At 70.3% G+C, this 13,376-nt stretch carries 10 protein-coding genes; 4 read left to right on the top strand and 6 right to left on the bottom strand.

The window, feature by feature from the left end; all coding sequences use genetic code 11:
* On the top strand, window positions 1-1,504 hold a 1,504-nt coding region (locus YWW_RS34570), incomplete at its 5' end, for a glycosyltransferase family 2 protein (RefSeq protein WP_162146007.1).
* Window positions 1,501-3,018, top strand: a complete 1,518-nt coding sequence (locus YWW_RS33105) for a glycosyltransferase family protein (RefSeq protein WP_051326316.1) — start codon at window positions 1,501-1,503, stop codon at window positions 3,016-3,018. The genes YWW_RS34570 and YWW_RS33105, both read left to right, overlap by 4 nt.
* A gap of 21 nt (window positions 3,019-3,039) precedes the next feature.
* On the opposite strand, the gene YWW_RS0125495 is transcribed toward YWW_RS33105, so the two are convergent.
* The 6 genes from YWW_RS0125495 to YWW_RS0125470 form a co-directional block, all read right to left on the bottom strand.
* Window positions 3,040-3,666, bottom strand: coding sequence for a hypothetical protein (locus YWW_RS0125495; RefSeq protein WP_026932289.1), 627 nt, complete (start codon window positions 3,664-3,666; stop codon window positions 3,040-3,042).
* 137 nt (window positions 3,667-3,803) lie between these two features.
* Window positions 3,804-6,053: an acyltransferase family protein gene (locus YWW_RS33100; protein ID WP_051326315.1), complete on the bottom strand. Its 2,250-nt coding sequence runs from the start codon at window positions 6,051-6,053 to the stop codon at window positions 3,804-3,806.
* Between the two features lie 183 nt (window positions 6,054-6,236).
* A complete protein-coding gene (locus YWW_RS37900) occupies window positions 6,237-7,697 on the bottom strand; it encodes an ABC transporter permease (RefSeq protein WP_281171025.1) in 1,461 nt (486 codons plus the stop codon).
* Window positions 7,684-8,733, bottom strand: a complete 1,050-nt coding sequence (locus YWW_RS0125480) for an iron-containing alcohol dehydrogenase family protein (protein ID WP_026932287.1) — start codon at window positions 8,731-8,733, stop codon at window positions 7,684-7,686. The genes YWW_RS37900 and YWW_RS0125480 overlap by 14 nt, the downstream gene beginning before the upstream one ends.
* Entirely contained in the window at window positions 8,733-9,467 is a 735-nt protein-coding gene (locus YWW_RS0125475) for a phosphocholine cytidylyltransferase family protein (RefSeq protein WP_245595502.1), read from the bottom strand. Before YWW_RS0125475 ends, YWW_RS0125480 begins: the two co-directional genes overlap by 1 nt.
* Before the next feature lie 193 nt (window positions 9,468-9,660).
* Window positions 9,661-10,884 (bottom strand): NADP-dependent isocitrate dehydrogenase, encoded by a 1,224-nt coding sequence (locus YWW_RS0125470; protein WP_026932285.1) that lies wholly within the window; start codon window positions 10,882-10,884, stop codon window positions 9,661-9,663.
* Window positions 10,885-11,363: 479 nt separating this feature from the next.
* Here YWW_RS0125470 and YWW_RS33095 point away from each other — a divergent pair, with 479 nt between their 5' ends.
* Together YWW_RS33095 and YWW_RS0125460 are read left to right on the top strand one after the other, a co-directional pair.
* Complete coding sequence (locus YWW_RS33095; protein ID WP_051326314.1) at window positions 11,364-12,458, top strand: ABC transporter permease; 1,095 nt, start codon at window positions 11,364-11,366, stop codon at window positions 12,456-12,458.
* Between the two features lie 2 nt (window positions 12,459-12,460).
* Window positions 12,461-13,375 (top strand): ABC transporter permease, encoded by a 915-nt coding sequence (locus YWW_RS0125460; RefSeq protein ID WP_026932284.1) that lies wholly within the window; start codon window positions 12,461-12,463, stop codon window positions 13,373-13,375.
* Window position 13,376 lies beyond the last annotated feature (1 nt).

Raw genomic sequence — 13,376 nt, 5'->3', positions numbered from 1 at the left:
CCGGCTCCTGACCGGCATGGAGGACCTGCGGCTCACCGACGACGAGAGCGTGCCGCTGTTCGACCGCCTCACCGCCGGGCCGCTCGCGCCGGTCCCCACCGGCCCGAAGATCTCGATCATCATGACGTGCTTCCGGCCCGGCCCGGAACTGCGCACCGCGATCCGATCGGTGCTGGAGCAGACCTGGCAGAACTGGGAGCTGCTGCTGGTCGACGACTGCTCCGGCCCCGAGCACCGGCCGCTGCTCGCCGAGTGCGAGGCCCTCGACCCGCGCATCAAGCTCCTGGTGCTCCCCCGCAACTGCGGCACCTACGTGGCGCGCAACCACGCGCTCGCCCAGTGCTCGGGCCGGATCGTCACCGGCCTGGACTCCGACGACTGGGCGCACCCGGCCTGGCTCGAGCGCCAGTCCCTGCCGATCCGGGAGGACCCGGAGATCATCCTCTCGATCTCCAGCGCCGTCCGGGCCTTCGACGACCTGACCGTGTGCCGCTCCTCCCGCTCCATACACAGCGTCCGCTCGACCTCGATCATGTTCCGCCTCGCGCCGGTCCGCGAGCACATGGGCTTCTTCGACGAGGTCCGCAAGGGCGCCGACACCGAGTTCCGCATGCGCTTCGCCTCCGTGTTCGGCGACCGCGCCGTCAAGCGGCTCACCGAGACGCCCATGGCGATCGTCCGCCTCTCGGAGGCCAGCCTCACCTCCTCGGAGTTCGGCATGGGCTGGATCCACCCCTACCGGTGGGCCTACCAGTCCGGCCAGAAGCACTGGCACCAGCAGATCCGCCGCGGCCGCAGCGAGGCGTTCATCCACCCCGGCCGCCCGGAGCGCCCGTTCTTCGCGCCCGCGTTCATCCGCAGCGGCGAGCGCGACCTCGGCCCCTTCGACGAGGTCCACGTCGCCGACTGCCGCTACGACAGCGACGCGCTCGGCGCCGCCCTGCTCGCGGCGGCCGCGGCCGCCGAGCGGGGCCGCAAGGTCGGGCTCCTGCACCAGGAGTCCCTGCTGCGCCCGCTGGGCAAGGACCGCCGCATCCGGCCCTCGGTGCTGGAGGCCCTGCACCGGCACGACATCGCCTACCTGTGCCCCTCCGACGAGTTCGACACCGCCCGGCTCGTCGTCGCCGAGCGGTCCCTGTGGGAGGGACGCGAATCCGAGTACGCCCTGCGGCACGGCGGCGAGGTCGAGTTCGGCTCCGGCAGCGCCGAGCCGCACCAGGACCGGCTGCCGACGCAGCGCCGCCGCCCCGCCGAGCCGTCCGAGCCCGCCGGCGCGATCCCGCCCCGCCGGCGGAGGTACCGCAGACTCGCCGGCATCGCCGCGACCGCCCTGCTCGCCCTGTACGCGCTGGCCGTCGTCGCCTGGCTCGCGCTCGGTTCCCAGGCCGGTCTCGCGGTGGGCTTCGCGGCCGTCGCCGCGACCCTGTTCGTCCTGTGCATGCTCGCCACCGAGCCCGGTTTCCGGCGGCTGCTCGGCCTCTTCCGCAGAAAGTTCGCCCGATGAGTCTCCGCCGCGCCGACGGACGCCCGACCCTGCTCGCCACAGCCCTCGCCGCGGCCGCCGCGCTGGCCGCGGCCGTCGCGGTCGTGGTGGCCCTGACGTTCCTGACCGGCCCGGAGGTGTACCTGCCGGCGATGGCCGCCGTGCTGGGGGTCGAGGTCCTCGTCGGGCTCTCGCTGCTGCTGCGGCGGCTGAGCCGGCGCCGCCCCGGCAGGCGCCTGCGCAGTGTCGCCAGCGGGCGCCCCGAGATGTCGCCCAAGCGGCGCCAGCGGGCCCTGGAGACGGCGCGGACGGCGGCCGGACGGGCCGAGCACGGCTTCCTGGCCGACTCGGAGAAGCTGCTCCAAGACGTCGCCGCCGACCCGGCGCAGCCGCGCGAGGCCCGCGAGATCGCGGCCCGGGCGCTGCGGACCGTCGTGACCGCCGCGGCCGCGCCGCGCCGCGAGGAGCACTTCGACGTCGTCATCGTCTCGAACTTCAACCTCCCCGGCGGCACGACCGCCAGCAACGCCAACGAGATCGGCCTCCTGGCGGAGGCGGGCAAGCGGGTCGGGCTGCTCCACCACCCGCTGTACGCCTCCAACACGGGGCGGCCGGTGAATCCGAAGATCGAGGAGCTGGTGGACGGGGAGTCCGTCCGCTACGTCCAGCCGCGCTCGAAGGTCTCCTGCGAGCTGCTCGTCATGCGGTTCCCGCCGTTCGCCGAGCGCCTGCGCGACGACCTGCCGTCCATCGAGGCGCGCGAGTCGATCCTCGTGGTGAACCAGGCCCCGATGTCGTACTACGACGCGGTCGGCGGACGCAAGCCGATCTGGGACCCCGCACTGGTGCACCGCACGCTGTCGGACTGGATCGGCCCGCACCGGTGGTTCGCGGCCGGACCGGCGGTCCACCGGGTGCTGGTCGAGCACCACGGCGAGGAGCTGCGGGACGTGGCGCTCGCCGCCGACTACTGGTACCCGACGCTCGACCTGGCGCGGCTGGGCCGCCGCGGGCCCGAGGCCCCCGAGGGCCCGGTGGTGATAGGGCGGCACTCGCGCGACCACCAGTCGAAGTGGCCCGAGCTCGCCGCCGACCTGCGCGCCTGCTACCCCGAAGGGCCGGACTGGGAGATCCGGGTGCTCGGCGGCGCCCGGGCGGCCGAGCGGATCCTCGGCAGGCTGCCGTCGAACTGGACCGTCCAGGGTTTCGACACGGCGCCGGTGGGCGAGTTCCTCACCGGGCTGGACTTCTACGCCTACTACCCGCACAGCGCGCTGCTCGAGGCCTTCGGCAGGGCCCCGGTCGAGGCGATGGCCGCGGGCGTGCCCACGGTGCTCCCGCCGGCCTTCGAGGAGGTGTTCGGCACCGGCGCGCTCTACGCGAGGCCGGAGGAGGCGCGGGAGCTGATCACCGCCTTGGCGGGGAACCCGTCGGAGTACACCGTGCAGCAGAAGCGCGGCATCGAGGCGGTGGAGCAGCGGTTCGGCTTCGAGGCGCACCGCGAGCGGTTCCGGTCGGTGGGCGTCGAGCTGTGACCGGAACCGCGGGGTGACGGTCTAGGCGGCGGGCCTGGTGATCGGCCATTCGGCCGGGTAGGGGAAGTTCCTGGTGAGGTTGAAGCAGCCTTCGTAGACCTCGTTGAAGTCGAAGTTCCACTGGCAGGTGATCTGGATCAGGTGCCGCCCGGCGAACAGGTAGTGGTTCTGCTGCTTGATCTCCTCGCCGATGTTGGCGTTGCGGTAGACGCCTTCGTAGCCGTTCACCAGCGTCGGGAGGTGCTTCCCGTGCGAGAGTGTGTTGCCGCGCTCGTCGTCGTAGGGCAGGATCAGCGCCACTTCGGCGTTGTAGTCGGCCGGCTCGGAGCCCTCCGGCAGGAGATAGGTGGTGACCCACAGGCGCGAGTCCGCGTGGCCGCCTTCGAGTGCGAAGCCGTAGGTGGCGTGGTCCTCGACGACCAGGGCGGGCCGTTCGACGTCGTCGGCGACGAATCCTTCGGGGGCTTCGAGTTCGAGTTGGAACACCTGCTCCACGGCCTCGTGGGCGGTCATGCTCGGGGACGGCTCGACGGCCTCCTCCGACGCGGAGGCGGCCGGGGCCTCGGGGTTCCCCTCGTTCTCGGCGGAGCATCCGGCGCCGAAGACGAGCATGACCGCCGCTGTGGCCGTCAACCGTCGCATGGGCATGGGGTTCATCCTCTCTGGGGGTCGCACAGACCCGATACTAGCAGGGGCGGGCACGCCTCAAGGGCCGTGAGCTTTGGCGATGCCATCCTCTGTACACATTCGGGAGCGCCCGGATCGGCGCATTCCACCCGTATCGATCAGATGGCGGGCAGGGCTTCGAAGAGGACCCCGGTCAGTGATCTCGCGTACGGTGTGCTCATGTGGTGCTTGTCTCGGTAGACGCTGATGTCGCCGACGATCACGGGGCACTTCCCGTCGAGGCAGAGCCATTGCTCGGTGTCGATGACCGTGGCGCCGGCGGCCTCCTGCGCTTCGAGGCCCGCGGCCCTGAAGTCCTCGTTGACGATCGCGTAGGGTTCCTCGCTCACGCAGGTCGAGACGGCGTCCGAGTTGAGCGAGATGCAGTCCGGACCGGAGAATTCGCCGGTGGCCCACGGGGTGTCGGTCAGGGCGACCGTCGTCCCGGCGGATTCGCCGATCCGCTCGAGCGTCTCGGTCCACCCGTTCGCCCACGCCGTGGCCTCGTCGCCGTTCGGCCCGGACAGGTCCACGGCGTCGGAGCTGCCGAGCACCACCATCTCCGGCTGGATCTCGTCGATCTCGTCGAAGACCTCGGCCTTCCAGTCCCAGCACTCGACGTATTCGCCTTCGTGCACATCGCTCTCCATGCGCACCGACACGGGGGTGCAGGAGCTCTTGGTCCGGTTGATCAGGCTCCAGCCCTGTTCCGAGGCGATCGCTTCGAGCGCGGGGAACCATTGGGCCGCATGGGAGTCGCCGAAGAGCACCACCTGCGTGTCCGAGTCCGTGTCACCGTAGGCGCAGCCTTCGGGCAGCTCGACCGTTCCGGTGTCGAGGTGGCATCCGTCTCCATAGGTGACGGGCCGGTCGGCCTCGGTCTCGGATAGGGGCGGGGTCAGGCCCTCGGGCGTCTGCTCGATCTCCAGGCCGTCGCTGAGCTGCTGCTCGAGGGCGGTGAGGTCTTCGACCTCTTCGACCGCTTCGAGGTCGACCGGGCCGCTCTCCTCGGCGGTCTTGGAGAAGCCGAGGGTGAGGGTGAGGATCATGGCGACCGCGAGCAGGGAGCACAGGACGCCGGTGGCCAGGCCCATGATGTTGCCCTTGAGGAGCTTCGCGGTGCGGAAGGGCGTCTCGATGTACTCGTAGGAGAGCTGGGCGACCGCGAAGGTTCCGGCGAGCAGGACGACGTTGAGCAGCAGGCCCGGCTCGGCGCCGATCGCCAGGGGGCCGAGGATGAGGATCGGCCAGTGCCACAGGTAGAGGCTGTAGGAGATCTTGCCGACGAACTGGAACGGCCCGGTCGCCAGCAGCGATGAGACGAGGTTCTCGCCGCGGGCGGTGCCGGCGACGATGACGAGCATCGTGCCGAGCACCGGCAGGAGCGCGGTGTAGCCGGGGAACGGCGTCTGTTCGGTGTAGAGCACCCCGGAGGCGACGATCGCGGCGAGGCCGACGACGCCGAGGGCCAGGGCCGCGAGCGACGGCAGCTTCTTCCAGGTCTGGAGCGTCAGCGCCAGGAACGCGCCGCCGGCCAGCTCCCAGGCGCGGGTGTGGGCGGCGTAGTAGGCGGTGGACTGGGCGGCGTCGGTGATGAGCACCGAGGCGATCAGGGACAGGACGAAGATGACGACGCAGACGGTGATCGCGAGGTTGAGCATCCGGCGCGGCGCGCGTTTCATCGCGAGCAGCAGGCCGAGCAGCAGCAGCGGCCAGACGACGTAGAACTGCTCTTCGACGGCGAGGGACCAGTACTGCTGGAACGGCGAGGGCATCTGCCCGGCGTTGAGGTACTCGGCGCTCTCGGCGACGAAGCGGTAGTTGATGACGTAGACGATCACGGTGAACGCGTCCTGCATCACCGCTTCGAGGCGGGTGACGGGGAACCACAGCCACGCGGCGAGGGCGGTGACGATGGTGACCGCGCTCGCGGCGGGCAGGATGCGGCGCGCGCGCCGGGCGTAGAAGCCGGAGATGGAGATCCTGCCGGTGTCGAAGACCTCCTTGATCAGCAGCGAGGTGATCAGGAAGCCCGAGACGACGAAGAAGACGTCGACGCCGACGTAGCCGCCCTCGGCGAAGGAGAAGCCCGCGTGCGAGAGCAGGACCAGGACGACGGCGATGGCGCGAAGCCCCTGGATGTCGGGCCGGAAGCCGGTGCCCTCCCAGCGTTCGGGGCGCCGCTGCGGCCTGGGCGGGGCCGGGGCGGGCGCCGGTTGGAACGGCGGGCGCTGCGGGTACGGGCTCGGCGCGGTGGGCCTGACCGTCGAGGCCGGCCCGGGGGTGGTCAGCGGGAGGTGGAGGGTTTCCTCGTCGATAGCCGCCCCTGCGATGCCGCTATGGGGTCTCGGGGGCTGAGGCGAGGTCATAAAGCAACAGTCTCCATCTCGGGGCGGCGCGCGATGCGTCGGGACGCCGAGGCGCTCGGCGGTCCCGGGATGACTTCGACCGGTGCGGCGGCCGGGCCGCGGCGCGGTCGACACCGCAGACCGGGTCGTATCCCATCATCGTACAAACAAAGCGCGATGCGAACACGCCCGCGGTCTGTTGGCTCACAGGGCCTTCAGGACCCTGGGTTCGAGCTTGTAGAAGATCCAGCGGCCGAAGAACAGGAAGAACACCGCGAAGCCCACGGAGCTGCCGAGCTGGTACCAGTCCGGGTGGAAGCTGGGGATCCACACGGCCCGGTGCATCTGGAAGATGCCGACCAGCGGGTTCAGGCTGAAGATCCGGTAGATGAGCTCGTGGTCCTGCAGCGTCTCCGCCACCCGGGTGACCGGGAAGATGATCGCCGAGGAGTAGAACAGGATCCTGGTCACCAGGCTCAGGAAGCGCTGCACGTCCTTGTAGAGCACGTTCAGGCCCGCGAGGATGAACACGATGCCGGTCAGGAACATGGCCTGGACGAGGATGGCGGGGACGAGCCACAGGAGGTTGAGCCCGAAGGTGCCGCCGTAGGCGATCGCCATCGCGACGATGATCGGGAAGCCGACCACGTACTCGGCGAAGCGGGCGAAGACCTTGGAGACGGGGAAGACCTCGCGTGGGACCTTCATGACGGTGATCAGGGCCGCCTGGCCGCCGAGGGACTTGGTGCCTTCGTTGAGGGCGCTGGTGAACCACTGCCAGGCGAAGATGCCGCAGATGATGAACAGCGGGAAGCCGACGCCTTGGGGCAGGTCGCCCTCGCGGGCGAACAGGAAGCCGAACACGAACCAGTAGATCGCGGCCAGGCCGAGCGGCTCGATCAGCGACCAGACGTAGCCCATGACGGTCGACTGGTACTTGACCGCGAGGTCGCGCTTGACCAGGACCGACAGGGCGTGGCGGTGGCGCAGCAGCGCGGTGAAGCCGGTCGTGAGCGGGAACTTCCGCGTCACGCCCTTGGTCTGGGGCACCGGGGTCTTCGAGTGCGGGCTCTCGTCGCTGCGCGCCGAGTCCAGGAACGCCGGGAGCTCGGCGGTGTCGTCGATGTTGCGCCGGATCGGGGAGGCGCCGGCCATCGGCATGTCGCGGTGCGGCTCGGGGCGCGTCGCGTACGGGGCCTGCGGCATCGGCGGCGGGCCCGGAGGCGGGGGCCCGGGAGGCGTCTGCGGGGTCTGCGGCGGGTACTGCGGTGACGGCGGCGGGTAGTGCGGCGACTGGGGCGGCTGCGGCGGCTGGCCGTAGGGCCCGGGGGGCTGCCCGTAGGTGGTCCCCGGCTGCTGCTGGCGGTAGGGGTTGGGATTCGGAGGCGCGTTGTAGCCGCCGGGCGGCGGCTGCTGCTGCCCTTGCGGCTGGCCGTAGCCCTGCGCCGGATAGCCCTGCGGGGCGGCCTGCGGAGCGCCCCCGGGAGGGGGGCTCGCGTACGCCGCCGAACCGGAGCTCGTCGTCCCCGGCGTGTGTCCTGCCGGAGCGCCCGAGGGCCCGGTGCCGTAGCCGCCCTGAGGAGCCGAGGCGCCGGATCGGTCCTCCTCGCCGCTCCCGGGGTTGCCACCGGAGACTCCGTCGGGGTGCGGGCTAATCGAGCTCATGCATCATCTCCGTGAGGTGACGGCTGATGGCCACCGAATCCAGTTCACGATGTTCGAGAATCGTATAACGCCCGGGGCGGGTTCTCGGAGCGCACTCGATCGCAGTGGCGAGTTCCTCCACGGTGAGACCGAGCTCCTCCGGGGTGCGCGGCAGGCCGTGGCGGCGCATGGCGGCGGCCAGTTCCGCGAACAGTGTCTCGTCGCCTCGCAGCCAGGTGCAGAACAGCGCTCCGATCGCGCCCTGCTCGCCGTGGCCGGCCAGGCCGGGGTGGAGCGCCTGGAGGGCGTGGGCGATCTCGTGGCACCCGCCCGAGCAGGGCCGCGAGGACCCGGCCATGCCCATCGCCAGGCCGCCCTGGATGAGGGCGTTCGCGAGGCTGGCGAGGAAGTCGTCGTTGGCGATGGTGCCGGGGTGGCGCAGCACCGCTTCGGCGCCGGTGCGGGCGATCGCGAGCGCGAGGCCGTCGACGGCCTCGCCGGTGACCCGGTGCGAGAGCTCCCAGTCGGCCGTGGCCGAGAGGTTGGTGAGCGCGTCGCCCACGCCCGAGCGCAGCTGCGCGGCGGGGGCGCGGCGGATGAAGTCGAGGTCGGCGAGGACGGCCAGGGGCGTGTGGACGCCGTAGGAGATGGTGGCCTTCTCGCGTTCGAGCGAGGCGACCGGGGAGGCGAGGCCGTCGTGGGCGAGGCTGGTGGCGACGGCGACCATCGGCAGGCCCAGTTCGGTCGCCGCGTACTTGGCGGTGTCGATGAGGCGGCCGCCGCCGATGCCGACGAGGGCGTCGACGCGGTCGTCGCGCAGCCGCGAGGCGAGCTCGTGGGCGCTGTCGAGGGTGCCGGGCTTGATGGTGTGGACGACGGCGTCGGGCAGGTCGAGCCGGGAGGCGATCTCGGTGCCGAGGCCGGGGCCGAGGGCGACGGCGACGCGGCCTCCCGAGGAGATCCGGGTGTCGACGAGCAGTTCGGGGAGCCTGGCGAGGGCGCCGGGGGCGACTTCGACCGCGAGGGGCGCCAGGACGGTGCGGGCGAGCAGCGGCACTAGCGCCCCTTCACGATGGCTTCGGCCGCGGCCCAGTCGGCGTGGTCGTCGACCTCGGTCCAGGCGACGGGGCCGGTGGAGACGGTGCCGACCTGACCGGCTTCGGCGAGGAGCTGGTAGGCGTCCTCGTAGTAGAGGGTGTGGTCGCGGGTGTAGGTGGCCTCGAGGGCCTTGGTGAGGTCGTCGGCGAGGCCGGCGGGGATGAGGCTGACGCCGATGTACTCGCCGGCGGCGGCCTCGGTCGGCTGCTGCTTGTGGATGAGTTCGACGCCGCCGGGCCCGATGCGGACCTTCATGGCCTCCTCGGTGAGGGTCTTGTGGTCGTCGAGGGCGAGCAGGAGCTGCCCGGACTCCTCGGCGGCGTCCAGGAGGCGCTCTTCGATGCTGTAGGGGTGGACCGTGTCGCCGTTCACCAGGATCGCGCCTTCGGCGTAGTGCTCGCGGGCGGTCCACAGGGAGTAGGCGTTGTTCCAGTGGGGCTTGTCGTTGTCGACGAGGGTGACCGTGACACCGTAGCGGGCCTCGAGGGACGGGGCGTGCTCGCGGATCCTGTGGGCGGCGTGGCCGATGGTGACCGCGATGTCGGTGACGCGGACGGCGGCGAGCCCGGCGACGATCGTGTCGAGGATCGTCTCGGTCTCGGTGAGCGGGAGGAGGGTCTTGGGCAGCTCGTCCGTGTCGGGGCGCAGACGCTGCCCTTGGCCGGCGGCGAGGATGACGCCTTTCACTTGCATGTGCCTTCCACTCGAGTGTTCATGGCGGGTCTGAGTTTACAAGCCGCGAAAGGGGGGAGGCCCCGGCCGAGTGTGCGACAGCGCACTCGGCTGGGGCCTCCAACTGGGAAGGGACGGCTCGCGGACGCCACCCGGAGGGGACGTTCGCGCACCGCACCCTGCTCAACGAGCTTCCGGGCCCGGGGTTACGGCCTCACGCCGAGGCGGCCTGCTTGGCGAGGTTCTCCGAGAGGGTGTCGAGGAACTCGTCGGTGGTCTGCCATTCCTGCTCGGGACCGACGAGCAGCGCCAGGTCCTTGGTCATGCGGCCGCCCTGGACGGTGTCGATGACGACCTGCTCGAGGTCGGCCGCGAAGCCGGTGACCTCGGGGGTGCCGTCGAGCTTGCCGCGGTGGGCCAGGCCCCGCGTCCAGGCGAAGATCGAGGCGATCGGGTTGGTCGAGGTCGGCTTGCCGGCCTGGTGCTGGCGGTAGTGGCGGGTGACGGTGCCGTGGGCGGCCTCGGCCTCGACGGTCCGGCCGTCGGGGGTCATCAGGACCGAGGTCATCAGGCCGAGCGAGCCGAAGCCCTGGGCGACGGTGTCGGACTGGACGTCGCCGTCGTAGTTCTTGCAGGCCCAGACGTAGCCGCCCTCCCACTTGAGCGCGGCGGCGACCATGTCGTCGATGAGGCGGTGCTCGTAGGTCAGGCCCTTGGCCTCGAAGTCGGCCTTGAACTCGGCGTCGAAGACCTCCTGGAAGACGTCCTTGAACATGCCGTCGTAGGCCTTGAGGATGGTGTTCTTGGTGGACATGTACACCGGGTAGTTCCGCGAGAGGCCGTAGCGGAAGGAGGCGCGGGCGAAGTCCTCGATGGACTTCTTGTAGTTGTACATGCTCATGGCCACGCCGCCGCCCTCCGGGTAGCGGGCGACCTCGAACTCCATCGGCTCGGAGCCGTCGTCGGGGGTGAAGGTGACGGTCAGGGTGCCGGGGCGGTCGACCTTGAAGTCGGTGGCCTTGTACTGGTCGCCGTGGGCGTGGCGGCCGATGATGATGGGCTTGGTCCAGCCGGGGACGAGCCGGGGGACGTTGTTCATGATGATGGGCTCGCGGAAGACCACGCCGCCGAGGATGTTGCGGATGGTGCCGTTGGGGCTGCGCCACATCTTCTTGAGGCCGAACTCCTCGACGCGGGCCTCGTCGGGGGTGATGGTGGCGCACTTGACGCCGACGTGGTGCTCGGCGATCGCGTTCGCGGCGTCGACGGTGACCTGGTCGTCGGTGGCGTCGCGGTGCTCGATGGAGAGGTCGTAGTACTTCAGGTCCACGTCCAGGTAGGGGTGGATGAGCTCGTCTTTGATCTTGCTCCAGATGATGCGGGTCATCTCGTCGCCGTCGAGTTCGACGACCGGGCCCGCGACTTTGATCTTGGCCATGCGTTCGGTACCTCTCCTAGCGCTGCTCGGTGCGCTGTCCGTGATCGGCTCGGCGTCGCCCCCTCGGCGAGGCCTCCGAGTCGTGCGTGTGCTCGGCATCGCGAGATGCCCTGCTACTAACAGTACGAGCGTACTGGGGCTGTGCCGGCGGCGACAGGCAGGCCCGGGAGGCGATCGTCACAGCGTGGTATGGATGGACGGGGCCCGACCGGGCGAATCGGCGGCTCGCGGGCCTCGCCGCTCGCCGGACGCGCCCGCGCGGCGGTCGACTCCGGTGCTCCGCGACCGAGGAGAGCTGGAAGAACGCCGCCCGCAACGTAACGATTCCGTCTCAGGGCTGGCGTGTGGCATGTCACCGCAGGTAAGTTCGTTAACTAGAAACATTCTTTCCAGTTTGTTTCGGTCCGGTGTTCATCCGCATCGAACAGCGCGGCGGCCGACGCCGGACCGTACCCCGACTCACGCACGAAGGAGTGCCGGTGACAGTTCCGACCGCGCCCCCGCCGACGGACGCGGAGCCCGCCGCCGAGCGGCGGCGGCCCCCCGGCCAGAGCGTCCTCCGGCGCGTATGGACCTCATACGCCTTCCGACGCGTCTGCCAGTCCGTGTTCGTCATCTGGCTGGTCTCGACGATCACGTTCCTGCTCATGCACTTCATGCCCGGCGACCCGATCGAGATCATGGCCGGGCGCCTCAACAGCGCCGGGATGACGCACGACCAGGCCATGGCGACCGCCACGAACATGATCCACTACGACACCACCGCCCCGCTGTGGCAGCAGTACCTCGAGTTCCTCCAGGGCCTGGTCACCCTCGACCTCGGCAACTCGCTGACCAACCCGAGCAGCACGGTCTTCGAGCACGTCATGGAGTACCTGCCGTGGACGCTGTTCGCCGTCGGCGCCGGCGTCGCCCTCGCCGTCACCGTCGGCCTGACCGTCGGCATGATCATGGCCTACCGGCGCGGCTCGGCCTTCGACCACGTCATGACCTCGATCGGGTCCTTCCTCACCGGCGTCCCGAACTACATCCTCATCGCCGCGGTCGTCGTCATCGGCTACACCGTCCTGGAGATCCTGCCGTTCCTGGAGATGCGCGGGCGCGTCACCGCCGGCGTCGAGCCCGGCTTCAACGCCGTGTTCATCGGCGACGCCCTCTACCACGCGATCCTGCCGATCCTCGCCTTCTCGTTCACCGCCACCGGCTCCTTCATGCTCAACATGAAGGCCGCCACCACCGAGGTCCTCACCGAGGACTACGTGACCGTCGCGCAGGCCAGGGGCCTCAAAGCCGGCCGCATCGGGCGCGCCTACGTCGGCCGCAACGCCCTGCTCCCGGTCATCCCCCAGATCGCGCTCGCCGTCGGCACCCTCGTCGGCGGCTCGATCGTCATCGAGCAGGTCCTGGACTACCCCGGCGCCGGGCAGATGCTCATGAGCGCCATCACCAACCGCGACTACCCGGTCGTGCAGGCCGCCGTGATCGTCCTGGCGACCTCGGTCGTCCTCGCCAGCCTCACCGTCGACCTCGTCCTGTCGAAGGTCGACCCCCGCATCAAGACCGAGGAGGCCTGACCATGCTGGAAAGCGCAGCCGTCAGCACGGCGGACACCGCCGCCGCTCCCGCGCCCGAGGCGCGTCAGTCGGCCCTCGGCCAGATCTGGACCGGGCTGACCCGCTCCCCCGCCGGCTTCATCGGCTCCCTCCTGGTGCTCGCCATCGTCCTGTTCTCCTTCGTCGGCCCGCTGCTGATCGACCAGCACAACCCGACCGACGTCTCCAAGATCTGGCTCTCGCCCTCGGCCGAGCACTGGCTCGGCACCCAGTACGAGGGCAAGGACACCTTCAAGATCCTGGTCAACTCCGGTGCCGAGCCGATCTGGGTGGGCGCCCTGGCGGCCGTCATGGCCGTCTTCGTCGCCGTGACCCTCGGCTCGATCGCCGGCTACTTCCGCGGCCGGATCGACTCGATCCTGCTCCAGCTCACCGACGTCACCGTCACCATCCCGCAGTTCCTGCTGATGCTCGCCGTCGTCGCCTTCTTCGAGAACATCCCGCCCTGGGGCATCGCCCTCGTCGTCGGCTCCACCATGTGGGCCTTCCTGTTCCGGTCCATCCGGGCGCAGGTGATGAGCCTCAAGGAGCGCGAGTTCGTCGAGGCCGCCAGGCTCCAGGACCTCGGCGCGGCGCGCATCGTCTTCCGGGAGATCCTGCCGAACATGGCCGGGTTCATCTTCGTCAACTTCGTCATCGCGGTGAACCAGGCGATCTACGCCATCGTCGGCCTCTACGTCCTCGGGCTCATGCCCTCGGGCACCCCGAACTGGGGCCTGATGATCCACATCTCGTGGCGCGACAACTTCTATCTCAACCCGACCACGCTGCCGTACGTCATCGCACCGCTGGTCATGATCGTGCTCTTCACGATCGGGCTGGTCACCATGGGCCGCGGCCTCGACCAGGCCCTCAACCCGCGCCTGAGGGAAAGGTGAG

It is taken from the genome of Glycomyces tenuis DSM 44171 (assembly GCF_000427885.1).
GTDB classification, from domain to species: Bacteria; Actinomycetota; Actinomycetes; order Mycobacteriales; family Micromonosporaceae; genus Glycomyces; species Glycomyces tenuis.
This window is presented reverse-complemented; position numbering and strand designations above follow the sequence as displayed.

What these genes read in the sequence shown, in the direction of transcription:
- YWW_RS33100 (WP_051326315.1), bottom strand. Translation starts at nt 6,053, where the DNA reads ATGACCTCGCCTCAGCCCCCGAGACCCCATAGCGGCATCGCAGGGGCG.
- YWW_RS33105 (WP_051326316.1), top strand. Translation starts at nt 1,501, where the DNA reads ATGAGTCTCCGCCGCGCCGACGGACGCCCGACCCTGCTCGCCACAGCC.
- YWW_RS0125470 (WP_026932285.1), bottom strand. Translation starts at nt 10,884, where the DNA reads ATGGCCAAGATCAAAGTCGCGGGCCCGGTCGTCGAACTCGACGGCGAC.
- YWW_RS0125495 (WP_026932289.1), bottom strand. Translation starts at nt 3,666, where the DNA reads ATGCCCATGCGACGGTTGACGGCCACAGCGGCGGTCATGCTCGTCTTC.
- YWW_RS37900 (WP_281171025.1), bottom strand. Translation starts at nt 7,697, where the DNA reads ATGAGCTCGATTAGCCCGCACCCCGACGGAGTCTCCGGTGGCAACCCC.
- YWW_RS0125475 (WP_245595502.1), bottom strand. Translation starts at nt 9,467, where the DNA reads ATGCAAGTGAAAGGCGTCATCCTCGCCGCCGGCCAAGGGCAGCGTCTG.
- YWW_RS0125460 (WP_026932284.1), top strand. Translation starts at nt 12,461, where the DNA reads ATGCTGGAAAGCGCAGCCGTCAGCACGGCGGACACCGCCGCCGCTCCC.